Below are 24,992 nucleotides of genomic sequence, written 5' to 3'. Positions count from 1 at the left end.
AGGATGAGGAAGATTAGACAGACCGTACTACTTACTTTGCAGGAACAGCCATATTTTTGTCTGCCGGAATCAGTAGGGCATTATCATGATCAACCGGAACATTCCGTGTTGAGAGAAGAGGGTGCACTGAATAATTTTAATATACATTATGTAGCTGCCGGTAAAGGATATGTGGAAGTGGAGGGAACGGTACATGAACTGCGCAGCGGGCAGGCGGTGCTTTATTTTCCGCATCAGCGTCAGCGGTATTACAGCAGCCAGGATGATCCGTGGGATGTGCGCTGGGTGCATTTTTATGGAGAGCGTCTGCATGATTATATGATTGAGCGTGGATTTCACCGCAATCTATTGTGGACACTGCGTCAGCGGGAAGGCTGGGAAGCCTCTCATCTGGCACTGCTGAATGAAGCGGAGCAGCACCGGATGCTGCATCCGTCACTATTATCGACACTGACCTATGCGGTGCTCGCCGAATTCGTGCATCAGGCGGTTCCGCTGAAGAATCGGCGTGCGGGTCAGGCGGAAGGCCGGATTCTGAGCCTGCTGCCACAGATGCAGCAACAGGCCTGCGAACCTTTTCTCCTGCAGGATTGGGCGGAGCGGGCAGGGGTGAGCGAACATTATTTTTGCAGACTGTTCAAAAGTGTAGTCGAGATGACTCCAATGGAATTCATCACCCGTTCCCGCTTGCAGATGGCCAAGCAGTGGTTATTGGAACGGCCGGATCGCCCTGTGGGGCAGATTGCCGAGGATGCCGGCTATCCCAGTGCCAGCTACTTCAATCGTCAATTTCTCACCCGTGAAAAGATGACACCTACGGAGTATCGCAGACTGTATTGGAATTGAATACGATGCTGATTTCAGCGAATCAGCCAGAGATATTCAGGCTGGCTGCCCCTGACAATTCCAGTGTCTCCATAATCAGCATGACCGATTCCTCTACAGACAGGAACTCGGTGTTAATAACCAATTCAGGCTGCTCGGGTACATCGTAGGGAGCACTGATCCCGGTAAACTGCGGAATCTCCCCGCTGCGGGCACGCTGGTACAATCCCTTGGGATCACGCTGTTCACAGGCTGCCAGAGAGCAGTTCACATAGATCTCGCAAAAGTCTTCGGGCTGGAACATGTCCCGTACCATTTGCCGATCCGGAGCATGGGGGGAAATCAGTGCAGCGATAACAATCTGTCCACCATCCAGCAGGATGCGGGCGACTTCTCCCATGCGGCGAAGATTCTCGCGCCGATCTTCTGGAGCAAAGCCCAGATCGCTGTTCAGTCCCTGCCGTACCCGGTCCCCATCCAGTACATAACAAGATTGTCCACGCAGGAACAGCTCATGCTCCAGTGCAAAAGCGAGAGTGGATTTCCCTGATCCGGACAATCCGGTCAGCCACAGTACACGTCCCTTTTGCCGATAAAGCCGCTCGCGGTCAGCGCGTGTAACCAGAGGGAATCCTGCTGCAGGCTGCTGTGATTCTGTCATAAATACGCTCCTTTGTACGATAAATTGGATTTATTTTATCATACCAGCAATAAGCCGGAATTGCCTGCATGACAAAAGTGAATTTGGCAGAAGACGAGTGAACCGGAGAACCATATAAAAAGCCCCTGTCCAAAGGAGTACAATCTCCTTGCGGACAGGGGCTTTTCGTATCGCTGTATGAATGTCATACGCTACAGGTTCGGCAATCAATCGCAGAACTTAGCGTTCGTCGTTCCAGAAGTTCAGCGGATGATTTTTTTTATCCAATATTTCAAAATGATAACCCTCTGCCTTGAGCTCTTTGAGTACTTTTGGCAGTACTTTGAGAGTGGCAGGTTGATCATGCATCAGTATAACCGGAGTAGCTCCGCGACGTTCTACCGATTTCACCTGGGTCATAATATTGTTGTACACCTTCTGGTGATCTTTTTTGTACTTCCAGTCCAGGGAATCCACGTTCCAGTCCCACAGATGGAAGCCGCCGGTGCTCAGCATAATATCCCGGTAGGATTTTTTGAGATATGGCTTGCTGCCATAAGGAGTACGTACCAGACTTGTGGACTTGCCGGTTACTTTGTACAGACTTTCGTTGGCGCCCTTCATTTCCTTGTAGGCGCTGTACGGAGAACTGTAGAATTGGCTGACTACATGACTTACACCATGGAGGCCAAGTCCGTTGCCTTCTTTGACAATACGTTTGGTCGCTGCCGGGAAGTGTTCCATATGCGGTCCAAGCATAAAGAAAGTCGCTTTGGCATTGTACTGGTCGAGGATATCGAGCAGCTGCATCGTATGTGCAGTCGGTCCATCGTCAAAGGTCAGATAGATCACTTTGGATGAATGTGCTTTGCTGCCGGATGACTGCGATTTGGCAGCGGTCGCTGTCTGAGGAATCAGAAGTACAGCGATGAGTAGTGCGAGTAACCATTTTTGCTTATGTAACATGAATAAGACGCTCCTTACCTGCAATTTTCTGTATTCATCATAACAAGACAGGAAGGAATGAATCTTCCGTAAATGGATACTATTGCATAACATTTTTGTTACATTAATCGGCATTAAACTACAAAATCGTCAAATTGTGAATATTGCAAATGAAAGAATTGGTTCCAAAGATAGAAAGGTAAGTAATTGGTCGCATACGAGAAGGCCAAAAATCAAATATTCATGAAGGATGAAAATGCCTCCACATATTCTCCCTATACAAAAAACGAGACAAACGGAAAACAACGTCTGTCTCGATAGTGAATCGCTACTATTTATTTGCTTACCAGTGTCGACCAACCAGCATAATCATGGACAGCGATACCGGCAAAAGAGTCGTGCTTGCCCGCCTGCTTCGTCACACGAGCGAGCTGGTTGTTCAGGTAAGCGGCGCCTTCCTCATAAAAAGTGATAGTATTCCCCTCACTCGTAGGGTTGGTCTCCACCCCTACATAGACGGGTGTACCGACAGCATCACCCTCGGCCAGCTGGGCTTCGGCAACATCCAGAATTCCGGAGGCACTATCACGGTAAGCCATGATCGTAATGGAATCGTACTGCTGCATCATCCAACTGCTGAGCGTTGCAGATTCGTCTGCGGTCAACAGGGTATGCAGCCAGAACGGGATATCGGCGGAAGCGGGGATATGCAGCGAATGAGCAGCTTGTACGACGCTCTCAACACTATGCTGCCAGCCTGCGATAACGGTTAACTGATCGGTGCGCCATTCGGGCAGCAGATAAGGTTCGATATCGATATGGATACCGCTGAACTTCTCATCGGCAGAGGCGCCCTGTTGATACGTGGTAATCCAGTCAAGCGTGGCTTGAAGTTCATGACGCCGGGAATCCAGCGCCCAAGAGGGGGCTCCATCGAGTGCTTGCACTGTAATGCCTTGGGCAGAAGCAGCAGCGATAAAGTGTTGATATACATTAGCATCCAGATCGTCGTTGACCTGCAGGTAGATCAGGGTAACGTTCTGGCTGACTGCAAAAGATAAAATACTGGCTGTAGAATTTACAATCAGCTGTGTGTTCCACAGCCAGGTTGCTTTTTGAGGTGATTGAGCATAAGCGGGTGTCATCGTGAATCCTCCTAGCCACAGTAGTAATGCTATACAGAGGATACCCAATTGTAGGCGATAATATGCTGTTCTCATGATGTTGGACTCCTTCGAGTCATACCGCATCAGGTATTCATCGGCAACCGGCTATCCTAGCAAGACCCTGCCCATCATGCCTTAGACCCTTGGCTTTGCGTCTTCACCTTTCAGTGAATTTGCCCTGATTAAATATGATAAACAATAGGTTCAGCAGAGGTTGCTGTAGTATGCACTCTTGTAGGATTGCATAACATATATATCGTCTATATAGCTAAGTTTCTAAATAGAATTTCGGTATTTTAACGACAAAAATTGACATTTTTTATGGAAAGGTACTGCCAAAGAAGAGCATAGTGCATAGGGAAGCATTATATACTGCAGCTAAGAATGGATTCACCTAATCATCACAGGTCCGAAAGGATCAAAAAAAACCAGCGCTATGGAAAGCGCTGGTCGAATAAATCTTTTTATTTGCTTTTCTCGGGTTCCGGATAATCGACACCTTTAGTATCCACGGTTACCTTTTTCATGACAGGAGGAGTGTTAGGTTTGTCATTGGCACCTGTTGGCAGGTTGACGATCTTGTTGACTTCTTCCATACCGTTGATAACTTTACCAAATGCAGCATACTCGCCATCCAGATGCGGAGCATCGGCTACCATCAGGAAGAACTGGGAGCCGCCGGAGTTTGGATCGCCGGAACGTGCCATCGACAGTACGCCTGCCGTGTGCTTCAGGTCATTCTGCACGCCATTGGATTTGAATTCACCGGGGATGCTGTAACCCGGATCACCAGTGCCATCGCCGTTGGGATCGCCACCCTGGATCATGAAGCCCGGAATAACGCGGTGGAAAGTCAGGCCATCATAGAATCCTTTTTTGACGAGGGAAATAAAGTTGTTAACGCTGTTGGGTGCTGCTTTGGGATACAGTTCGATTTCAATCTTTTGGCCATCATTCATTTCAACGGTTACGATAGGGTCATTGGCCTGCTTGAAGTCAGCGGAGTTATCAGTTGCGGATGGTGTCTGCGCTGTATCGGTTGCTGTAGAGCCGCTCTGGTCACCAGTCGTTCCAGTCGAACCGGTAGTGCCATTTGTTTCCGTACTGTTGGAAGTACCGGTCTGGCCCGTAGTGGAACTGCTCGTTCCATTGTTGTTACCGCAGCCAGCGATGATCAGGAACAAGGCTGCACATACGAGTACAAATACAACATTTTTACGCGGTTGGCGTAGCATAGAGGTCTTCACTCCTTAGTGGGTTGGTAATTTCCTCGGCACGTCATCGGGCGTTAACCGATTTCAAGCCGGATGGATCATCCGAAAAGAAACGTCTAACGCCGGGATGGTACTGCAGGACATATACTATGACTTTAAACCAAGGTAGGGTTATGAAGCAAATATCTGTGCGAAAGGAAAAAAAGACCCTTTGAAATAGTGGGAAGATTAGCCATCATGCTTACCTACTTTCTATTTCAAAAGGCTTAGAGAAAAGAGAATATTTATTTGTTGCGTATTTGCTGGATCAGCTTAAAAGATAGCACCATAATTGCTGTCAAATACAAAGCCAGTAAAATATCAAAATAGAAACCACCATACATTAATCGATTAATTGCCAATATTGAAAAAGAAAACATAGTGATAAGCAGAATGGGAACCAGGTTGATTTTATTGGAAGTTTTCGATCGTTTTTGGATGATAAAAATAATAGCTACTATAATTACAGCATAAAATATAAAACCGCCTAATGCTCCCACTAACAGTGAAAAACTGTCACTCATTATCGTCCTCCTTTTATCATGTTAATCACTGATTGACATATATCTGCTATAAATGACCGGACAATGTAATTACGGCCGTAATGGTAAATACATTCACAATCGTCGAAATAAGTACCGTCTGGGCGGCAAAATCCGGTTCATTACGGTATTCTTCTGCCAGAATCGATGTATTTACACCTGTAGGCATAGCGGATGCGATCAATAGTGCCTGTGCCGGAATCCCGTGCATATCGAGCAGCAGAATCAGCATCAATCCGATTAATGGACCGCCAAACAGTCGCAGCACCATACTGATATAGATATCGCTGCGATAGAGCCGCAGTGGATATTTGACGATCTGCGCACCGAGCGTGATCAGTGCGATCGCGACCATGGACTGCTGGGCATAGGTGAGCGGCTGGGCGAGCACAGTCGGTAGCGGAATCGCGAGCGCATGCATGATCAGGCCAAGTGCCAGTGCATAGGGTACTGGCATTTTCAGGAATCCGATAATGACGCTGCGATAGTTACCCTGCAGCCGGGAGCCCTGAATCGAGATAACTCCATAGGTAAAGGTAAGCAGGCTCTGCAGGGACATGATCAGTGCCTGCATCGACGCAGCCAGTGGTTCTCCGCTGAATACAAGCTGATTGACAGGCAACCCGTAATTGCCGGAGTTATCCAGCATAATGCTATTGTTAAAAGCAGCCTTTTTCCCACCTTTGTATCCCATAATCCGGGAAGTGAGCGAGCCGAGAATATACAGAATCAGTATATACAGGGCATAGAACAGTACTACACTGCCTAGCAGCTCGGGATTCATATTCGAATGATACAGACTCATAAATACCGTCGCCGGTGTAATGCAGTAAAAGTTGATTTTGGATAGCGTGTACAGATCCAGCTGAAAAATCCGCTGAAGTACCGAACCGACAACAATCAGTACAATAATCGGCAGTACGACGCTGTACAGGATAGTTATAAACAAGGAATTCACTTCTTTCTATATTGTTTCTCTCGGTATGCAGCAGTCAGATAAGTATGTAACACTCCTCAGCCGGAGTCTCTTTATTCCGGCAGTTCGACCAAAAGTATACCATAGTTTCCCGGTCAGAAAGGTGAATACAAGGTAATCTGCCAAGAACAATGAATCCCATAGTCACTTTATATAGAGTAATGAATAGATAAATATTCGGTCGCTACAGTAGGCATAAAGAGCTGCAACAATCATCGCTGCATACACACAAAAAGGCAGAAGCCGTATTTACGGTCTCTGCCTTTTTTATACATCTAATTGTCCCATGACTATATCCATACGAGTGTGTCCTTGCCATAACCGGCTGGCCAGTGTCCTGCTTCATATAGTTGGATAATTCTCTGCCAGCTGCTGCCGAGATCGTAATAACGTTCCATGGCATACTGGCGATAGGCATAACCGGCAGCCTGGCGTGCTGCTGTGGTGAAATCATGCGGTCTGCATTTCAGGGTATCCGGCCGGGCAGTACGGGTCTTGCGAAGTACGGCCTGATAGATTTGTTTGCGGATATCCAGCAGCTGCGGATCGGCAGACATCGCCGGGTAGAAAGGGTCTGGTTCTGTTGGAGAGGAGGGCAGCCAGCGTACAGCCGATTGCAGCTTGATCCATTCGGGCAAGGTCGGCTGTACAAAAGTCTCCTGTACATCCGGAAGCTGCATATAATGAAGAAAAGGTAGCTCGGGCTGCAGCTTGGCTGCAAATTCCTCGGCCAGCGGCTGACCCAGTGAAGAGAAAAAGGCTACTTCGCTGATTCGCTCCAGTTCCTGATGGAGATTGATCATACCGATGTGTTTTTCTGAAGAGGAAGATACAGATTCATGCCTTCACTGCGAAAACGCTCGGTCCATTCCTCTTCCTTATCCTGCAGCTTGTCCTTGATTCGATCATACGGGTTCTCCAGCGGCTTGAGCACTTCCAAGATGTTCACCTCGAACTGATCCTTACCAAGACGTGTCCAGTCCGCCTGCAGCTCGCGGTGAATAAAGCTGCCCATTTCCAGAGAGAATAGCGAACCATTGATCGTACGCAGATTGGGTGTACTCGTCACCCATATTTTTTGTTCCGGCAGATTGCGTACTTCATAGATACCGGCTTCTGTCTTTATTTCCTTGTACTGCTCTTGCAGTTCTTTTCTACGGTTCATGTTATTCAGCTCCCATAATAGATTACCATCTCATTTATTTAATATAATATAGATAATAATATGTATTGTCTACAAAATAATTAGACGGAGAGATGAAAGTTAAAGAATAACGTCAATAAATAGGCAAATGGGTAATAATAAGCATTTGGCGATCAATTGTATTGCAAGATAGCGAGCGTTAAAATAAAAGAAACTCTGGTGCAGCACCAGTTCCTTCAAATTGTGAAGCTGCTTCTACTATATAAAGCTGCTACCTATATAGACAGCACAAAATGAAAAAGCATATAAGGATGTGGAGTATTGAACAAATGGCTTAAATTGATCCTCCTGCTCATTGGATCGGCAGTGCTTACCCGGCTGATCCCGTTCTCTTCGTTATTCCGTAATCTGGACACGATGATTCATGAATTCTGCCATGCCATTGTTACGCTCATGACCTCGGGGAGAGTGAACCGGATCGAACTCAATGCAGATCATAGCGGAGTGACGTATTCCATGATCACCTCGGCATGGAGCGGACTGCCGATTGGACTAGCAGGGTATATGGGCTCCTCTCTGTTCGTGATCTGGCTATTTTATCTCTATCACAAGCGGCAGCAGCGGATTGGCATTATCATAACGGCGGTTATTGCGCTCATTATGCTGATTCTGTATGTGCACCAGGGGTTCGGCGTAATCTGGCTGATTGGATTTGTTATTGTAAGCATTCTGATGCTGATCAGTCCCGAATGGCTGCGCAACGGCTATTATCTGCTGATTATGTTTTTGACACTGGAAGAATCAGTGTTATCCTCGTTAACTATTTTGATTATGGCGATTACCAGTCCTTCAGCCGCAGGGGATGCGACCGGTCTGGCGCACCAATTTATACTGCCTGCTGTAGTTTGGGGCATTATTTTTGCCGGGTTCTCCCTGTGGTGCGCCAAAATCTCTGCCCAGCTGTTTTTGCGCAAGCGCAAACCGCCGCGTACCAGAACATCTTCAACATCAGGAGGGTTTGCCGGATGAATGATCACCCTTATCGCAGTCGCCCATGGGCGATGCGGGGCGCAAGTATACAGATCGATCCACTATTTCCGTATTATGCGGATCGTTCCCCTGACAGTATCGCGGATGAGCTGATGCTCGCCGGGTATCGTACAGTGCATTACTTTGTAGTCAATGAGCAAAAAGTAGACCAGTGGCTCGTCGAAGCTCTCCAGAAAAGGGAGATCGCTGTCTGGGCGCTGGTGCTGGGCAACGGTACATTCAGCGTAGAACATGCTCCGCCATCCTGGTCTTCCTGGAAAATGGAGCTTCTGCGTCCAATCAATGATGGGTTTGAACGCTTTTCCCATTTCTCGACCGATTATATCCAGTGGAAAAAAGAAGTGCTGTCCTATCTGCTGGAAAATGTGCCATTCGACGGCGTAGAAGTGGCCGAGCCATATTTCCCGGAATGGAATGGCATCGCGCGTGGTGTGTATGGAGATATCGGTCCGCTGGCAAGACAGGCTTTTCACGACAAATATGGCGAGCAGATTCCCGAATTTCTGGATGAATCGGCATCCAATTATTACAAGCGGATCCCGGATATTTACCAGGCCTGGACCGATCTGCGCGTTAATGCTGTAAATCATCTGATCGATGAGCTGATCAATGGGGAAAAAGGGGCAAGGCAGGTGCGTCCGGATATCAAGGTGGCGACCTGGTCACTGGCTGTCCGGGAAGCGGATGCTATAGAGAAACTGCGTGAATGGCAGGGACTCGATCCGCTGTCCATGATCGAGAAGGTGCGTCCGGATCTGCATGTGCTGCAGACTCACTGGCCGGACTGGATGAAACGGGGACTGGGCGCTGATTATATCCGCGAATATGAGCCGGTTGCAGCACCGATCCGGGAACGTTATCCGAATCTGCCGCTCGGTATCCAGGCAGATATCGGCTCCAAAGCAAGCATGATCAAAGGGCGCCGCTGGGTCGATGATTTTGAACATCAGGCTTATGCGCTTGGCTATCAGACGTGGACTGCTTACGAGTATCATATTGGCGGATATATGTATGCCGAGCCGCCGCTGCCTTCTTCGGGACTGTTGCTGGATGAGCACGAGGTGATGATCACGTACAACAAACGGATTGATCCCGATTCGGTAGGCAGCGTCGTGCTGCATTTGTCGACCGGCCTGAGCAAGCCGCGTGAATGGAAAGTCAGCCACTCCGCCGTGGATGGCAATCGGCTGTTCCTGCGCTTTGCCAGAGCGCTGCCAACCACACCTTTTCAGCTGGAAATTCGCGATATTCGCGATACCCCGGATCTGTGGCTGCTCAAAGGCCGCAAAGCCAATCGTACTCCCCGTAAAACACGGGTCACCGTGATTCGCCAAAAATAAATAAAAAAACCATTTCACATCGTTCATTTCGAGAGAGTTATAGAAAAGAGGAAACAACATGATCGTGTCCAGTGTCGAATGGTTGATGCTTGCTCTGGTCCTGATAGCCATTATCGTTTTTATTATTAAACGTCCGTCCCGGGTAGTCAATTTTGCCGATTCTCCGCTGTACAAATGGAGCCGTGTCGATCTGAGCGGCCGCGCGGTATCGGGAGACGGATCTTCCTACTACCTGCTGACCAAGCGGGGCCGCAGCAATAATCTGATGGTGTACTTTTCCGGCGGAGGGATCAGTTGGAATCGTAATACAGCGACCAAGCCTTTTGGACTGCGCACACTGCTGCACAATCATGAGCTGGGTTATTATTTTGCCAATATTCCGTTCTACAAGCCAGATCTGCTGGGAGGTATATTGGATAATCAGCGCAAAGACAATCCGTTCCGTGACTGGAATATTATCTATGTTCCTTATGCGACAGGAGATTTCCACATCGGTGACCATCAGGTGAAATACAAGGACCGTGGCAAACTCACATTCACCGCTCATTACAGCGGGCGTGCCAATACGCTCAAGGGACTCGACTGGATGTTCAAGCATGTGCCGGCACCGGACAAACTGCTGATTGCCGGAGCAAGTGCAGGGGGATTCGGTTCTGCCTTTTGGGCACCGTATATTGCCGAGCATTATCCACAGGCACAGCTGTATCATTATGCCGATGGAGCCTATCTGTCCTCCCACCAGTGGCCGCATATTATCGACGAAGTCTGGAAAGCGGACTTCCTGAAACGATATGGCTATGCGATCGAAGATGATATTATCGGCGCTGCGTTCCGGGCGAATCATCGTCTGCTGCCTGAGGGAACCGTATTGCTGCAGTCCAACACGGTCTATGACAAAGTGCTGCCTTCCTATGAAGCCGTACTAAATGGACGAACCGAAGGACTGGTCAGTGATGATCTGGAGATTACCAATGAATGGTCACTCGGCATGCTGAACTCGGCACACCGCCTGCAGCAAGAATTGCCGGACTATTACTTTTTCATCACCGATTATGGAGTGGGCAGCGGCAAAAAAAGACGTGGTACTCCCCATACATTGTCACCCTACAAAGTATTCTATTCTGCTCAGGAAAGCGGCGTGAAGCTGAGTCGCTGGCTCGGTGATATCGTTAACGAAGACAAACGTTATTCGGTCGGCAAGGAGTTTGTCGAGTTTCCCGGACGGGAATAGAACCGTTGCAGTTCATGATTAAATCAGTAATCACGAAGAGAGAAGAGGAGCGGGTAGTATATGGACAGTGGACAAGCGGACTGTCTGACCCCGCGCACTAAATATCAGGAAAGAGGCATTGTATTCGTTAGGCGGGTACAATCCTTTTTTTGTATAAATACTGCCGAATACAGAAGCTGGAATCTGGCTGAAATCTGTAGTGTTCGACCGCCGGGGCACCACCATCATAATCACTATCGGAAATGAGGGAATTATTATGCTGCATGCACTTGTCGCTATCGAATCTTATCGTAATGCAGGTCCGTTGCTGCCATTCAGCACACCATGGCTGAATTATCTGGTATCCGCCGAGGAACGGATCGTCAATCTGGAGCGGGTGAGTACGCTGCAGGAGCTGAATGAGGCGAATCCGGTACTGGATTATGTAGAACGCACCCTGCGTATTCTGGATCAGCTGCGGGTATCATTCTGGCTACGAGATATTGTGGAAGAGACATTGATGTGGTCGGAGACAGCCAAAGGAGGATCGGTACGCGACCGGATCAGCTGGCAGGAGCAGGGGATCAACCTGTTTGTACATAATGAAGGGTCAGCGGAACTGTACGAACGTGCTGCTTTGGAGCCGGAACATGATCGAACCCGGTTGGTTACTGCACTCATTCGTACTCATGGACTGCTGGGGCAGTATCTGCGCGGAGAAGTGCCTTTTCATGAGAACCATTTATTAACGGAGATTGTAGCTGAAGGCATATTGTCACCGGAAGAAATGAAGAGCACGTTGCTGGTACTGAATCGCTGTGTGATTGAGGCAGTGTCGACAGAGCTATGGCAGCGTGTACGCGATGAATTGGTACAGCTGATCCATGCCATTGTCTATGGAGAGCAGCCCGAGAATGTAACTGTGCAGGATCGTATTCTGCGTCTGCGTACCGGTAGTGCTGCCTATGGAGAGAATACACTGGAACAGCTGGAGAAGCTACGCCGGCAGATTGATCTGGATCAGGCGTTCGAACAGCTGGCTGGTCGTACTTTCTGGTATGTAGAAGCTGCACTCAAGGATTTTTCGATGGAGGAATTCAGCAAAATCTTCCTGCTGATCAGCAGTCAAACTGGAGAGCAGATACGTCATATCAGCTTTGAGCGCATGATGAACAGCATGTACTATGATTATAGAGGAACCAAAAAGATCAATCTGTACAAAAAGCGTATTATCGAGAAATATCTTGCCGATTGGGATTGGGACGATCTGCGTTCTGGACGGCTCGATCTGTCCAGTCCGCATCTGAAATCTGAATTGGCGATGGAACCGCATATTGCAGATACCGTATTTTTTAACTTTACCTTTTCCCCGGCTGCCGAGAAGCTGATCGAATTCTGCATGGAAGCCGAGAAATCGCCATTGTATGAGAAAGCCGTGCTGATGCTGTTCGATCTGTTCGATCTGCGCCGTGATGCATACGACCGTTTCCATAATGAGGATAGTTATCTGGAAACGATGAATCAGACGATCGATTACAAAAAGCTGTTGTTGCGCGATGTAGTCGGACAGACCGTGCTGGATATCGGACCGGGCGGCGGCATTATGCTCGATCTGCTGGAAGCGGAGATGCCGGAGGTGCGTGCAATTGGTATCGATATTTCCGAGAATGTCATTGAGTCGCTGAACCGCAAAAAGCAGCGGGAAGGACACCGCTGGGAAGTGATCAAGGGAGATGCACTTGCTTTGCAGGAATATGTGACACCAGGCAGTGTAGATACGATTCTGTTCTCCTCGATCCTGCATGAGTTGTACTCGTATGTTCCTTTTAATGGACGCAAGTTCAATCTGGAGACCGTAGCTGCTGCCCTGCACAGTGCCTTTGAAGTATTATCGACCGGAGGACGGATTATTATTCGTGATGGCATTATGACCGAACCGACTGTGCAGCAGCGCAAGATTACGTTCCTGGAAGAAGGAGGAATGGAGGCGCTGGAACGGTATGCCGAAGATTTTGAAGGCAGGGAAATCCAGTATGAGAGAATTGGCGATCAGCAGGTGATTATGCCGGTAAATGATGCGATGGAATTTCTGTACACGTATACGTGGGGCGAAGAGGCGTATGTGCATGAGGTGCAGGAACAGTTTGGTTATATGACACCGCTGCAGTATCGGACATTGATTCACGAGACGCTGGGAGAACAGGCGAATATCGTGCATATGGAAGCCTTTCTGCAGGAAGGATACACCGATGCACTTCGTCACCGGATACAGCTGCATGATGAGTGGGATGAAGAGGTCCGCCTGCCGGATAGTACCTGTATTATTGTGATTGAGAAGCTGTAGTTCTGCGATAATCTGATGTATGTAGTTAATATGTAATATGCCAAAAAGCGATCCGTGCCTGTAAAAAGGCGGATCGCTTTTTGGTATATATAGTGATGTATAGAGTTGTCGTGGATCAGATCCATCCAGGATTCGCGAATCCACTCCTTGATCCACGTATCATTACAGATTCAACCTCAACCGCGAGTATCTTCATCGTCAATGTCTTCTTCATGCTCGGGAAGCTGGTTATCCCGCGGCAGTTCATTTTCAATTACACGCTTCTGTACTTCATCCGTACCGGAATCGGGAAAGGAATCTTCACGGAACAGTCCAAATTTGGGATCCGTATCCCGTTCGGTAACCAGATTGTCCTCATTGGGGTTCTGCTTATGTTCAGTCATCCTTTATTCCTCCTTGAATTTAGCGGTCGCGACGTTCAAAGCGATCCGGATCATCTTCGCCGGTAGAACCGTTGCGCAGATCTGTACCGTGTGCATCCTGATCATATGAAGAAGGTACCGATGGATCTTCCGGCGTCTCGCCGCCATTCAGCTCATCTGCATCCGGAATATCCGGCAGGGGCCCATCTTCGATTATTGAATCGTCCTGTGCATTATTCATAATACCCTGATCTACGGCATTGGTGCCGGTATCCAGCTGATCAGCATGGGTATCCAGATCAATCGTATGACGATGCAGATCGATATCATCTGAAGCTAGACGAGGTTCCAGATCCTGTACCGAATTGTCCTCGCGAATTACCGGCCGGATGCCTTCTTCATCGCGTACAGTCGGATTGATCAGATCCAGATCATCTGCGGGAATGGCTTGCAGTTCTTCTTCATCCCGTGCGGTTACCGGGTCTATCGTGCGATAACGATTATACTCCTGTGCAGCAGCATCTCTGTTATTATCAAATTCGTTACTCATTATATTCATCTCCTCGGTCGGTATGGACGTTTATTGCGGTGGTCCATTTATTGTAAAAGTCGATTGTGTAAAATGTCTTAATCGTTCTTACCCCAAATTGTGCGGGATGACATCTTTCTTGCTAAATTCAGCGGGAAGCGTGAGTAATTGAGATGATTGAACGATATGTGCTGATTGGAATGGAAAGCTGAAATTGTTGGTGGAGTTGGTGAGAAGGTTGGGTGGTAGACCGCTGCGGAAAGGGATTGTCCTGCTTGCCTCCGGTTAAGATCGGATATTTGGAATCACCGCTGATCGCGGTAAATATCCGATCTTAAATGTCGGCCTGCAGGACAATTCCCTTTCCTTCGCTCTGTGCAATCCATTCCAATAGTTGAAACCGGTCTAATTGGAACCCTAATCATCCATCTTCAAAGCCAGCATTTTGCCATCCTGAATAATAAGTGCTTTTGCAGAATTTCTAATTATTCTCTCCGTGTGTGTCCCTTTTCTTTTATGAAATGAATAGATATAAACTACTAAAAAGCACTAGTAGTAACATTTAGCACGGAGCGAAGAGAAGGGAATTATCCTGCAAACCGACCTTTAAGCACCGGATATGTACCGCGGCAGCGGTGATTCAGACATATCCGGTGCTTAATCGGAGGTCAGCAGGATAATCCCTTCCCGAAGCGCTTTATCATTTACCCAACCCTGTATCATTCCGGAAGCCTAACGCTATAGACTGCTTCGAAGCAATACGTCACTTCTCAAAGCAAAATACGCCCTCCAATGATTTGGACTTTCCGTCAAACAAGAGTAAAATGGTCGATAATTGAAAGGATGTGTCTGCCTGGATGGAGTTTCCATGGAAAAGAAATCTCATTGTATTATGGCTTGGCGTATTTTTTTGTAGTACGGCGTATTCGATTTCTATTCCGTTTTTGCCGATTTTTATGGAAACGGAACTTGGAGTGACCGATCATCTGGAGATCTGGTCAGGCGTTGCATTTGGCATTACGTTTCTGGCGAGTGCATTGATTTCGCCATTCTGGGGATCGCTGTCGGACAAGTACGGACGCAAGCCGATGCTGATCCGTTCGGGATTCAGTCTGGCGGTTCTGTATCTGGTCAGCTACTTTGTGACCGATCCGTATGTGTTTCTCGTGGTTCGTCTCTGTCAGGGGCTGTTGGCAGGGTTTGTACCGGCGTCGATTGCACTTGTCGGAACAAATACCCCCGAGAATAAAACAGGGTATGCGCTTGGCGTCATGGCAACTTCGGGAGCGACAGGAACGATTATCGGCCCGCTGATCGGCGGGGTGGTCAGTTATTATTTTGGTAACCGTAATGCCTTTTTGTTCTCGGCGTTGATCGTGCTGATTGCTGCTTTGATTGCGACGATCTGGGCCAAGGAGCATAATTTTAATCGGTCTGCCCAGCGTTCTCATGTGCTGGATGATATTAAGCAGGCGGCGTCCAATCGATTGTTCATGTCATTGCTGCTGCTGACAGGGGTAGCCAACTTCTCGGTGATGATTCTGGAACCGCTGATTACCATCTATGTAAAAAGTATGGGCGTCTCTACGAATAATGCATCACTCAGTGCTGGCATTGTATTCTCGGCTGTTGGTATTGCGACTCTGATCATGGCACCACGCTGGGGCAAAATAGGCAGCCGGATCGGATTTGGCAAAGTGCTGCTGATCGGACTGCTGGGCAGTGGCGTTGGTAATATGCTGCAATTTTTCTTTACGGATATATGGGGATTTGGCGCGCTGCGGTTTGGCTACGGATTGTTCTTTGCGGCTGTACTGCCGTCGATCAATGCAATGATTGTCCGGGTAACACCGGCAGATTTCCGTGGACGGGCATTTGGACTGAATCAGTCGGCATCCCAGATTGCTACAATGGCAGGTCCTGTGATTGGTGGAGTACTCGGGTCGTGGCTGGACATCCGGTTTGTCTTTATTATCAATGGACTGCTGCTGCTCGTATGTGCCTTTATGGTAACACGGCGCAGCTGGGAGATACCTGCTGCACCTGCCGAACCGGTTGCCAAAATACGTACCGAACAGCCATAATGGAAGGTACATAAATAGTCTGTGCATAAATATGTACAAGGACAGCCTGCGAACATGTGCAGGCTGAGGCAATGGAGGCATACAAAAGATATGGCAAAGTCAAAATATTATGTAGTATGGGAAGGGCACCAGCCCGGAATCTATACATCATGGCCGGAGTGCCAAAAGCAGACGAGTGGCTACAAGGATGCCAAATACAAATCCTACGAATCCCGTGCGGAAGCAGATAAAGCTTACAGCGAAGGCTGGAAAAAACACTGGGGACAGGGTAAATCCGGTAGTACTGGCAGTTCTTCATCAAAAGGAAGTTCCCGAACAGCAAGCTACGGCAAACGGACGGCTGCATCGACGAGCATTCCAATGGATCAGATCGATTATGACAGCATCTCTGTTGATGTAGGTACACGCGGCAACCCCGGACCTGTTGAGTACAAGGGAGTAGATACACGTACCGGCCAGACTATTTTTAGCTGCGGACCTATCGCCAAAGGCACCAACAATATGGGCGAATTTCTCGCTATTGTGCATGCTCTTGCCTACTTGAAGCGCCAGGGCAGCAGTAAAACGGTATATAGTGATTCCGAGAATGCCCTGAAATGGGTTCGGCAGAAAAAGGCAGCTTCTACTCTGGTACGTGATGCTTCCACAGCCGAGATTTGGGAGCTGGTCGATCGCGCAGAGCAATGGCTGCGCACGAATACGTACAGCAATAAGCTGCTCAAATGGGAAACACGTAGCTGGGGCGAAATCAAAGCGGATTATGGACGGAAATAATCAGCATTCCAGGTTGGGCGACATCGGTACGAAAAGACAGTGCACAGGCTGAAAGGTACAACATGTGCAGCTCTTATGGCTGCCATCCTACTTTGATAAATTATTCATTCAAATAAGCCGGAAGTGATCAGGATATCCTGATCGCCTCCGGCTTTTATTGAATGGCTGTACACTGGTTATTTTTTATGCGGCTTCTATGTTGTTTTTATTTATTTTCGTCCATGTCTTCTTCACGAGCAAGTGCAGCATCGGATTCGATATCTTCCGGGTCGGCTTGTGGATGCATACCGGCATCTTCTTCGTCTGCAATACTCTCATATTCTTTTGGATCCATCCGTTCCGGTTGAATCACGGCAAGTTCTGCATCTCTTGGGAGTTCTACCTCTGCATCTTCCCCTGCGGGCTGTGAATCTTCATCATCCATCAGTGAATTTCTTGTTTTCCAGAATACATCATCATAGTGTTTGTTGTCTGTCATTATTCATCATCTCCTTCGGAATAATGTTCCAGAGGAAATCGGTCCCCTTATCAGAGGTTACCCTTGTTGCTATTCTGCCAAACATGGGGTGCTTGAGGATACCTGATACACTGACAACAGAAAAGGCTGTTTTTGACGAGAAATGACAGGTCGTGACGCAACTTACTCTGGCATATTTTTCATGTGTAGAATGAATTTTACTGATTCTTCCGTAATTTATGTATATGCAACATGTACAAACAAGTATAATAATAGTTATGAAATAGCGCTTTATAAGGTACAATAGGGAAATATACATATTTATCAAAATCAAGTTCGTTCTGCTAACAATGAAGTATATTGGTATCACCAGACAGTATATGAATAATGAGGTGCACTATGAAGTTTATGCCCAAAGCCTTAATTATATTCCTACTCTTCATTATCATGGCGATGCTGGCATTGTCTTTGTCTGCCAATGCAAGAGAAGACCAGAAGTTCCAGCGTATCGATTATTGGCAGGTCCGATGGCAAGCACAGAACAGCTTCACTTCCAAGCCGTGGAATGATGATCAGAACAGCTACTGGACATCCTCACAGCTGATGAAAGACGGCAAGCCGGTCAACAGTTCCTCCGCATGGATACGGATTCCGCTTCCGGAACTGAACTGGAACACTTCCGGTCTGCTGATCCGGGAGCTACAGGGCAAGCATGTAATCGTCTATCTGGATGATAATAAAATCTATGAATCACGCCGCGGCTACGCGTATGAGCAGAACCAGCTGCTCCTGCCGCTAACCCAGCAGGATTCCTATAAAATGATTTATATCTGGGTCGAATCCGCCCGGGAGAAAATCGGTCTGACCAACGGCATCCTGATCGGCGACTATCAGGATATTCTAACCACTTATGTCAGCTCCGATCTGGTAGATGTGGTTATTGGGTTCTCATTTATCTTTGTAGCCTTTATTATGGCTTTTTGTTCCGTATTCCTGAAAGGGCGCTCTCGCAGGATGTGGGTCAGTCTTTGTATCGTCATTTTGGCTCTGGGTAGCGTTATAGTGACTTATTCCCCGTTTCTGTTTACTTTTTATCCCGATGGGGACAGGCTATATGCCCTTGGGTTTGATGTCAGTCTGTTCGTGCTGGTCCCTGCCTTTTATGAGTTTTTTGAAAGTGTATTCGGCAGAGGCTACCGGGATATGATCTACAAGCTGAAGCGGGTGCAGTATGTATATTCGGGATTCTGTGTACTGACACTGATTGCCAACGTATTGACTCATGATCGTTATTTCAAAATTTACTATGTAATCTCGGTACTGATCCTGGGATTGTTCATTCTGGCAGGATTGATTCTGTTTATGATTATTACGATCCGATATGCACTGCAGAAGAACCGGGCAGCGATTATTTTCGCTTCCGGATTTACCACTTTTGCGCTGATTACGGCCAGCGAGCTGATCTGGTTCTATCTGGAAGATGGAGATTACAAGCTGTTCCTGTGGAAATGGGGCGTCATCTTCTTCGTTATTTCCCTGATCGCTATTATGGGCAGAGTGTTTGCAGAGAATCAGCGGCAGGTGCTCCAGTATTCTCAGCAGCTGGAATTGTTCAATAATGAACTACAGCGTTCCGAGAAAATGGATATGATCAGCGAACTGGCAGCTTCGGTAGCCCATGAAGTACGTAATCCGTTGCAGGTGACCCGTGGCTTCCTGCAGCTCACCCAGATGAATACGGATGACAAGGGCCGGGAGCATCTGAGGATGGCATTGGAGGAACTGGATCGCGCAGCCAATATTATTACGGATTTCCTTACCTTTGCCAAACCGCAATTTGAGAAGACAGAGACGCTTAACCTGTATGAAGAATTCCAGCATATCGAGAATATTATGCGGCCGCTGGCCAGTCTGCAGGGAAGTGTACTGCAGATTCAGGTGCCGCAGCATCTGCAGATCCGGGGCAACTCTTCCAAGTTCAAACAGGCTTGCATCAATATCATCAAGAACAGTATTGAAGCGGTACACAAGGAAGGGTATGTGCGGGTATGGACCATCGAACACGAGAATCATATCGAGCTGCATATCAAGGATAACGGCTCGGGTATGACGGATGAAGAACTGGCACGACTTGGGGAACCTTATTTCTCCAATAAGACCAAAGGAACCGGACTTGGCCTGATGGTCACCTTCCGCATTATTGAAGCGATGGATGGCAGTCTGGAATTTTATAGTAAAAAAGGTGAAGGTACCGAAGCCATTCTGACTTTTCCACTCGCGACACGCAGCTGATGCGTGTCCTGACCGGAAAAGCAGAATGGCTTTTTCGTATGGAATCGTAATTATCCGCTTAAATATAGCAGAATATTGAAAGGGTATAGCAGAATAGTGTAATAAAAAGCATAAAGAAAACGCTTACAATAAAAGGGTAAACCATACCGATACCCAATAGCCCATTTTACACCTGACTCCCTGAGCCAGAGCACAAAGGAGGAATCATTCATTGGATACCGCAAAATCAATCCCTGCCGTGCGTGTAAAACGTTCCCGGCGCAAGCAGTTTCACAATAGCCGTGTGCTCTTGCTAATGTGTTGTCCGGCCGTCATTTTCTTCTGTATATTTGCTTATTTACCGATGCCCGGCCTGTATCTGGCATTTGTGAAATACAATTATACAGATGGCATTTTTGGCAGTCCATTTGTTGGATGGGATAACTTCAAATTCCTTATCATGACCGGGGATCTATGGAGACTCACTTTCAACACGATCGCCTATAATCTGGCTTTTATCCTGCTTGGCAATATCGCGCAGATTACCGTAGCGATTTTGCTGAATGAAATCCGCAAGAAATGGTTCAAAAAAGTATCGCAAACGCTGATGTTTCTGCCTTATTTTATATCGGCTGTACTGGTGGGTCTGCTCGCCTACAATATCCTCAGTTATGACTATGGTCTGCTGAACGGTGTACTCGGCGCGCTCGGCATGGACCCGGTCAAAGCTTACTCGGAGCCGCATCTGTGGCCATTTATCATTATCATTACCTATCTCTGGCAGACAACAGGCTATGGTTCAATCATTTACTTTGCCGCTATTATGGGACTGGATACGGAGATTGTGGAAGCCGCGGAGATTGATGGAGCGAATGCCTTCCAGCGGATTGTTCATATCGTTATTCCATGGCTCAAGCCTACATTCATTATTCTGCTGCTGTTCTCGCTCGGCGGTATTCTCAAAGGCAATTTTGGACTATTTTTTAATCTCGTGGGTGCCAATAACACGGCATTGTACGCCAGCACTGATATTATCGAGACCTATGTATTCCGCTCGCTGATGACCAATTTCAACTTCTCGATGGGTAGTGCCGTCAGTCTGTATCAGTCCATATTCGGATTTGTTGTCGTACTGACTGCCAACTGGATCGTCAAAAAAGTTTCCCCGGAAAACTCATTATTCTAGGAGGTGCACAGCGATGGATATCAACAGCAAAATGGACCTGATTGGCAGCAATCCTCCGCGACCTGCACGTATCCGGCAGGATAAGAGTGAAATTATTGTACGCTGGGCCGGTTATATTTTTATCAGCCTGTTTGCCATTTCATGTCTGCTGCCATTTCTGCTTATTCTGGGCACATCCTTTACGAGCGAGAGTGCAGTCAAGCAGCATGGATTCAATATCTGGCCGCATGAATTCAGTACCTTTGCCTATCAGATTGTATTCGAGAATCCCAAGCTGATTATCGGATCGTATCTGGTCACGATGGGCATTACCGTTGTCGGTACGATCGTTGGTTTGTTTATCGTAGCGATGACCGGATATGCACTGCAGCGACCGGATTTCTCGTACCGAAATCGTATTTCCTTTTTTATTTACTTTACGACTCTGTTCTCCGGCGGACTGGTACCGTTCTACCTGCTGATCACCCAGTACCTGGAACTCAAGGACAACTATCTGGCGGTGCTGCTGCCGGGACTGCTGACCCCTTTTCTGATTATTATGATGAAAAGCTTTGTTCGCTCTATTCCACATGCGATTACCGAATCTGCCAAAATTGACGGAGCTGGCGACTTTACCATTTTTCTGCGGTTGATTCTGCCAATGTCTACACCGGCACTGGCAACGATCGGACTGTTTATCGCCCTTGGATACTGGAATGAGTGGTATCATGCGATGTTATTCCTGTCGCCGGATATGGATTATCGTCCACTGCAGTTATTCCTCTACAATGTGGTCACCAGCGCCGACTTTATCCGTAATTCGGCGGCGTCCTCCAATGTAGCGATGAGTGATGTGCCACTGGAAACGATGAAGATGGCAACAGCAGTCGTCGCTACCGGACCGGTCATTTTATTCTATCCGTTCGTTCAGCGCTATTTTATCAAAGGGATTACCGTCGGCGCGGTCAAAGGCTGAATGTATCCGGGCAGTATGGTTTTAATTTTGCAATGATTCCAAAGGGGGCTAATGTATGTGGAAATTCCGTAAGCTGATCTCGGCACTGATGGTGGCTGTTATCGTTCTGTCACTTGCTGCCTGTGGCGGCAGCAAATCCGGTGCTGGTGATGATCAATCGCAGTTTGTTACGGTTACGTTTGTGGCGCTGGGCGACAAGCCCAAGAACGGACAGTTTGAGAAAGTGATGGAAAAGGTCAATACGATCATGAAGCAGAAAATCAATGCCGAAGTGAAATGGAAGTGGGTAGAATGGGCAGATTGGCAGACCAAATACAATCTGCTGCTCGCTTCCGGTGAATCGGTGGATCTGATTACGATCGGTACAGACTGGCTGGATACCTGGTCCAATGCGCAGCGTGGCGCTTTTATGCCGCTGGACGATCTGCTGCCCAAGTATGCTCCGGTCACCTGGAAATCGATTCCTGCTGAAGATTGGAATCAAAGTAAATACAATGGCAAAATCGTACTGATTCCCGAGAATGATTATACCCAGTGGATTAATCATGGTTTCTTCTATCGCGGCGACTGGGCCAAACAGGCCGGTATCACCGAGCCAATCAAGGACTGGGATACGATCGGCAAGTACCTGCAGTGGATCAAAGATAATAAACCTGGCGTAATTCCATGGGATGCGCAGTCCAGCACCAGTATTTTTGGAGGCTGGGTCCAGTCGCATACGCCATATCTGGAGCTGCCAATGTCGACAGGCTATCTGCCGGTGTTCAATACCAAATCCTATGATGACCGGTATACAGTAGTCAGTCCGATCTTCGAAGATACGTTTCTGGATTTTGCCACTACGATGAAAGATTGGGCGGATAAAGGCTACTGGCGCGAAGATGTACTGAACAACAAAAACGATACCCGTGTCGCCCTGCAGGCTGGTCAAACAGGTATGGATCAGCATCATACCCAGACTTTCTCCGGCCTGCGTGTGCAGATGGACAAAAAACAGCCGGGTTCGGAACTGCAAATGTTCCCGTTCTCCCGTCAAAGCGGCAATCTGCTGGAAATGCCGATCACTCATGGCGGTGTATCCCTGGGGGCCCACAGCAAAAATCCAGAGCGTGCGCTGATGGCCTATGATCTGATTCGTAATGACAAAGAGATCTATCAGCTGATAAACTATGGCATGGAAGGTGTACAATACGATATCAAGGATGGCAAGCGTACGCTGCCAGCCAACTATAACGAGACCAATGATGCATTCTACTCTGACTTCTGGGCAGGACGGATGGATGAACACGAGATTCCAAGCGACACTACCTGGGACAAGATTGATACGCTGTACAGCGAATATGACAAAATCAAAAAGCCGTATCCATACGGACAATTTGTTTTTGACAAAACGGCTGTCGAATCGGAACTCACTGCCATTTCGCAGGTTACAGCAGAGATGGGACCAGCGATCACTTATGGCAAAGCGGGAGATCCGGCACAGGCCGTGCAGGATTTCCGCGATAAGCTGAAAGTAGCCGGTTATGACAAAGTCATGGCGGAACTTCAGCGTCAGCTGGATGCCTACAAAACGCAGCTGGAGTCTGCAGGCACCAAATAAATATTTTTACGATCCCGTTATTAATATTCTGTAAATTATTAAAAACCCCTGAACAAAAAGGCTGTCATAGCCTGCGATGTTCAGGGGTTTTTGGTATGAATATCTCTTTGGATTAGGCGTGCAGCATGGAAGCAGCTGCGGCATGATTCGCCGATTCACGCAGCATAGGCCGGGTCTGTACGTGAACGACCTGATAGGGCTGTTCCGGATAGCGAATCCGTGACAGCAGCATCTCGGCGGCTTTGATACCCATATCACTGCTGTAAATATGCACGGTAGTCAGATGGGGCTCTACGATTTTTGACGCAGAAGCGTTATCAAATCCGGTTACGCCAATATCGTCCGGGATAGAAAAACCGCTCGATTTGAGCGCTTTCATCAGACGGATTGCAATAAAATCATTGGCACATACAAATGCATCCGGCAGTTCATCCAGCTGCTTCAGACGCTGTTCCATCCAATCATTCTCGAACAGGAAAAACCGGTCTTCGTCCAGGATAGAAAAGGAGGGAGACATGGATAAACCTGCTTCCAGCAGCGCACGATTGTAGCCCATCCATCGTTCGCCAAAGCTTTTACAATGTCGGTAATCGCCAACAAAGCCAATACGATCGTATCCATTATCCAGCAGGCTGCGGGTCAACTGGTAGACACTATGTTCATTTTCCATTAAAAGAATATCCGCTTCAAAACTGGAAAAGTCGATATCGGACGCACAATCGACGAAGATCACCGGAATATTCAAATTATTCAGCAGCTCGCTGTATTCCCGGTCAAACAGCTCGATACATACGATTCCATCCACCGCGGATACATCAAAATTATTGGGCAACCGCAGGGCATCACGCTCGTCTTCCCGGACAATATGGATAGACAGATTATAGCCTTCCGCGCTGACCCGTTTCTCCAGACCGCTGATCAAAGGAGAGCCAAAGTGCGAACTATCCGGCATATTGGTGGTGAGCAGGGCAATATTACCGGTTTTACGAGGAAGCAGTCCGTCACTTTCCATATAGGCAAATTGCTTGTATTTTAGCTCAATAGCTTTGCGGATGACTTTACTGCGTGTCTCATCCGGGATGCCTTCATTTCCATTCAGCGCTTTGGAAGCCGTATTGCGGGAAATACCCAGTGCATCGGCAATATGCTGAATGGTTACTTTTTCCTTGGTCATGGATTAAATCCACCTTTGTACTGTCAAATTTGCTGTTCTGTCAGCAGAACAGGGAATATCCGTCTTACACTACTGCATATCTATCTAAAATATAAAGGAGATTACTTTTAAAAGCAATCTCTTATGTGCAAATGGAATGTTATAAATGTGCATATGCACACCATG

At 47.7% G+C, this 24,992-nt stretch carries 23 protein-coding genes and 1 riboswitch; of the genes, 11 read left to right on the top strand and 12 right to left on the bottom strand.

Annotation, left to right across the window (positions count from 1 at the left end):
- Positions 1–3 precede the first annotated feature (3 nt).
- On the top strand, positions 4–846 hold the full coding sequence (locus tag H065_RS0103075) for an AraC family transcriptional regulator (RefSeq protein WP_036629249.1): 843 nt from the start codon (positions 4–6) through the stop codon (positions 844–846).
- Positions 847–868: 22 nt separating this feature from the next.
- Here H065_RS0103075 and cysC read toward each other — a convergent pair whose 3' ends face one another.
- From cysC to H065_RS0103035, 8 genes are all read right to left on the bottom strand, one after another.
- On the bottom strand, positions 869–1,486 hold the full coding sequence (gene cysC, locus H065_RS0103070; RefSeq protein WP_017811546.1) for an adenylyl-sulfate kinase: 618 nt from the start codon (positions 1,484–1,486) through the stop codon (positions 869–871).
- A 219-nt stretch (positions 1,487–1,705) separates the two neighbouring features.
- Positions 1,706–2,431 carry a polysaccharide deacetylase family protein gene (locus tag H065_RS0103065; protein ID WP_017811545.1) on the bottom strand — a complete coding sequence of 242 codons (726 nt, stop codon included), beginning with the start codon at positions 2,429–2,431 and terminating at the stop codon, positions 1,706–1,708.
- 314 nt (positions 2,432–2,745) lie between these two features.
- Entirely contained in the window at positions 2,746–3,555 is an 810-nt protein-coding gene (locus H065_RS25060; protein ID WP_017811544.1) for a hypothetical protein, read from the bottom strand.
- A gap of 114 nt (positions 3,556–3,669) precedes the next feature.
- Positions 3,670–3,764, bottom strand: a riboswitch (cyclic di-GMP riboswitch).
- A gap of 276 nt (positions 3,765–4,040) precedes the next feature.
- Positions 4,041–4,811, bottom strand: coding sequence for a peptidylprolyl isomerase (locus tag H065_RS0103055; protein WP_017811543.1), 771 nt, complete (start codon positions 4,809–4,811; stop codon positions 4,041–4,043).
- Between the two features lie 263 nt (positions 4,812–5,074).
- Positions 5,075–5,353 (bottom strand): hypothetical protein, encoded by a 279-nt coding sequence (locus tag H065_RS0103050; RefSeq protein WP_017811542.1) that lies wholly within the window; start codon positions 5,351–5,353, stop codon positions 5,075–5,077.
- Positions 5,354–5,399: 46 nt separating this feature from the next.
- On the bottom strand, positions 5,400–6,320 hold the full coding sequence (locus H065_RS0103045; RefSeq protein ID WP_017811541.1) for an AEC family transporter: 921 nt from the start codon (positions 6,318–6,320) through the stop codon (positions 5,400–5,402).
- A 317-nt stretch (positions 6,321–6,637) separates the two neighbouring features.
- Positions 6,638–7,150, bottom strand: a complete 513-nt coding sequence (locus tag H065_RS25055) for a hypothetical protein (protein ID WP_017811540.1) — start codon at positions 7,148–7,150, stop codon at positions 6,638–6,640.
- Positions 7,147–7,512, bottom strand: a complete 366-nt coding sequence (locus H065_RS0103035; protein WP_017811539.1) for a GIY-YIG nuclease family protein — start codon at positions 7,510–7,512, stop codon at positions 7,147–7,149. The genes H065_RS25055 and H065_RS0103035 overlap by 4 nt, the downstream gene beginning before the upstream one ends.
- A gap of 300 nt (positions 7,513–7,812) precedes the next feature.
- On the opposite strand from H065_RS0103035, the gene H065_RS0103030 reads away from it, so the two are divergent.
- The 4 genes from H065_RS0103030 to H065_RS0103015 all read left to right on the top strand — a co-directional run bounded on the left by H065_RS0103030 (position 7,813) and on the right by H065_RS0103015 (position 13,435).
- The gene (locus H065_RS0103030; protein WP_017811538.1) at positions 7,813–8,520 is read left to right on the top strand and encodes a M50 family metallopeptidase; all 708 of its coding nucleotides are present in this window, start codon (positions 7,813–7,815) and stop codon (positions 8,518–8,520) included.
- Entirely contained in the window at positions 8,517–9,881 is a 1,365-nt protein-coding gene (locus H065_RS0103025) for a hypothetical protein (protein ID WP_017811537.1), read from the top strand. The genes H065_RS0103030 and H065_RS0103025 overlap by 4 nt, the downstream gene beginning before the upstream one ends.
- A gap of 58 nt (positions 9,882–9,939) precedes the next feature.
- Complete coding sequence (locus H065_RS0103020; protein ID WP_017811536.1) at positions 9,940–11,112, top strand: pectin acetylesterase-family hydrolase; 1,173 nt, start codon at positions 9,940–9,942, stop codon at positions 11,110–11,112.
- Positions 11,113–11,368: 256 nt separating this feature from the next.
- The gene (locus H065_RS0103015; protein ID WP_017811535.1) at positions 11,369–13,435 is read left to right on the top strand and encodes a class I SAM-dependent methyltransferase; all 2,067 of its coding nucleotides are present in this window, start codon (positions 11,369–11,371) and stop codon (positions 13,433–13,435) included.
- Positions 13,436–13,611: 176 nt separating this feature from the next.
- Here H065_RS0103015 and H065_RS25050 read toward each other — a convergent pair whose 3' ends face one another.
- Together H065_RS25050 and H065_RS25045 are read right to left on the bottom strand one after the other, a co-directional pair.
- The gene (locus H065_RS25050; protein ID WP_017811534.1) at positions 13,612–13,818 is read right to left on the bottom strand and encodes a hypothetical protein; all 207 of its coding nucleotides are present in this window, start codon (positions 13,816–13,818) and stop codon (positions 13,612–13,614) included.
- Between the two features lie 19 nt (positions 13,819–13,837).
- On the bottom strand, positions 13,838–14,347 hold the full coding sequence (locus H065_RS25045; protein ID WP_017811533.1) for a hypothetical protein: 510 nt from the start codon (positions 14,345–14,347) through the stop codon (positions 13,838–13,840).
- Between the two features lie 836 nt (positions 14,348–15,183).
- Between H065_RS25045 and H065_RS0103000 the strand changes: the two genes are divergently transcribed.
- Together H065_RS0103000 and rnhA are read left to right on the top strand one after the other, a co-directional pair.
- Positions 15,184–16,410, top strand: coding sequence for an MFS transporter (locus H065_RS0103000; RefSeq protein WP_017811532.1), 1,227 nt, complete (start codon positions 15,184–15,186; stop codon positions 16,408–16,410).
- A 90-nt stretch (positions 16,411–16,500) separates the two neighbouring features.
- The gene (gene rnhA / locus H065_RS0102995) at positions 16,501–17,184 is read left to right on the top strand and encodes a ribonuclease H (protein WP_017811531.1); all 684 of its coding nucleotides are present in this window, start codon (positions 16,501–16,503) and stop codon (positions 17,182–17,184) included.
- Between the two features lie 205 nt (positions 17,185–17,389).
- Here rnhA and H065_RS0102990 read toward each other — a convergent pair whose 3' ends face one another.
- Entirely contained in the window at positions 17,390–17,662 is a 273-nt protein-coding gene (locus H065_RS0102990; RefSeq protein ID WP_017811530.1) for a hypothetical protein, read from the bottom strand.
- Positions 17,663–18,049: 387 nt separating this feature from the next.
- On the opposite strand from H065_RS0102990, the gene H065_RS0102985 reads away from it, so the two are divergent.
- The 4 genes from H065_RS0102985 (at position 18,050) to H065_RS0102970 (ending at position 23,653) form a co-directional block, all read left to right on the top strand.
- The gene (locus H065_RS0102985; protein WP_238557867.1) at positions 18,050–19,933 is read left to right on the top strand and encodes a sensor histidine kinase; all 1,884 of its coding nucleotides are present in this window, start codon (positions 18,050–18,052) and stop codon (positions 19,931–19,933) included.
- A 295-nt stretch (positions 19,934–20,228) separates the two neighbouring features.
- A complete protein-coding gene (locus H065_RS0102980; protein ID WP_152425786.1) occupies positions 20,229–21,098 on the top strand; it encodes an ABC transporter permease in 870 nt (289 codons plus the stop codon).
- A 13-nt stretch (positions 21,099–21,111) separates the two neighbouring features.
- Positions 21,112–22,053, top strand: coding sequence for a carbohydrate ABC transporter permease (locus tag H065_RS0102975; RefSeq protein WP_017811527.1), 942 nt, complete (start codon positions 21,112–21,114; stop codon positions 22,051–22,053).
- A gap of 55 nt (positions 22,054–22,108) precedes the next feature.
- The gene (locus H065_RS0102970; RefSeq protein WP_017811526.1) at positions 22,109–23,653 is read left to right on the top strand and encodes an ABC transporter substrate-binding protein; all 1,545 of its coding nucleotides are present in this window, start codon (positions 22,109–22,111) and stop codon (positions 23,651–23,653) included.
- A gap of 112 nt (positions 23,654–23,765) precedes the next feature.
- On the opposite strand, the gene H065_RS0102965 is transcribed toward H065_RS0102970, so the two are convergent.
- Entirely contained in the window at positions 23,766–24,827 is a 1,062-nt protein-coding gene (locus H065_RS0102965) for a LacI family DNA-binding transcriptional regulator (RefSeq protein WP_017811525.1), read from the bottom strand.
- Positions 24,828–24,992: the final 165 nt, after the last annotated feature.

The sequence above is a fragment of the Paenibacillus shenyangensis genome, assembly GCF_000346635.1.
In the GTDB taxonomy this organism is placed as follows: domain Bacteria; phylum Bacillota; class Bacilli; order Paenibacillales; family Paenibacillaceae; genus Saccharibacillus; species Saccharibacillus dauci.
This window is presented reverse-complemented; position numbering and strand designations above follow the sequence as displayed.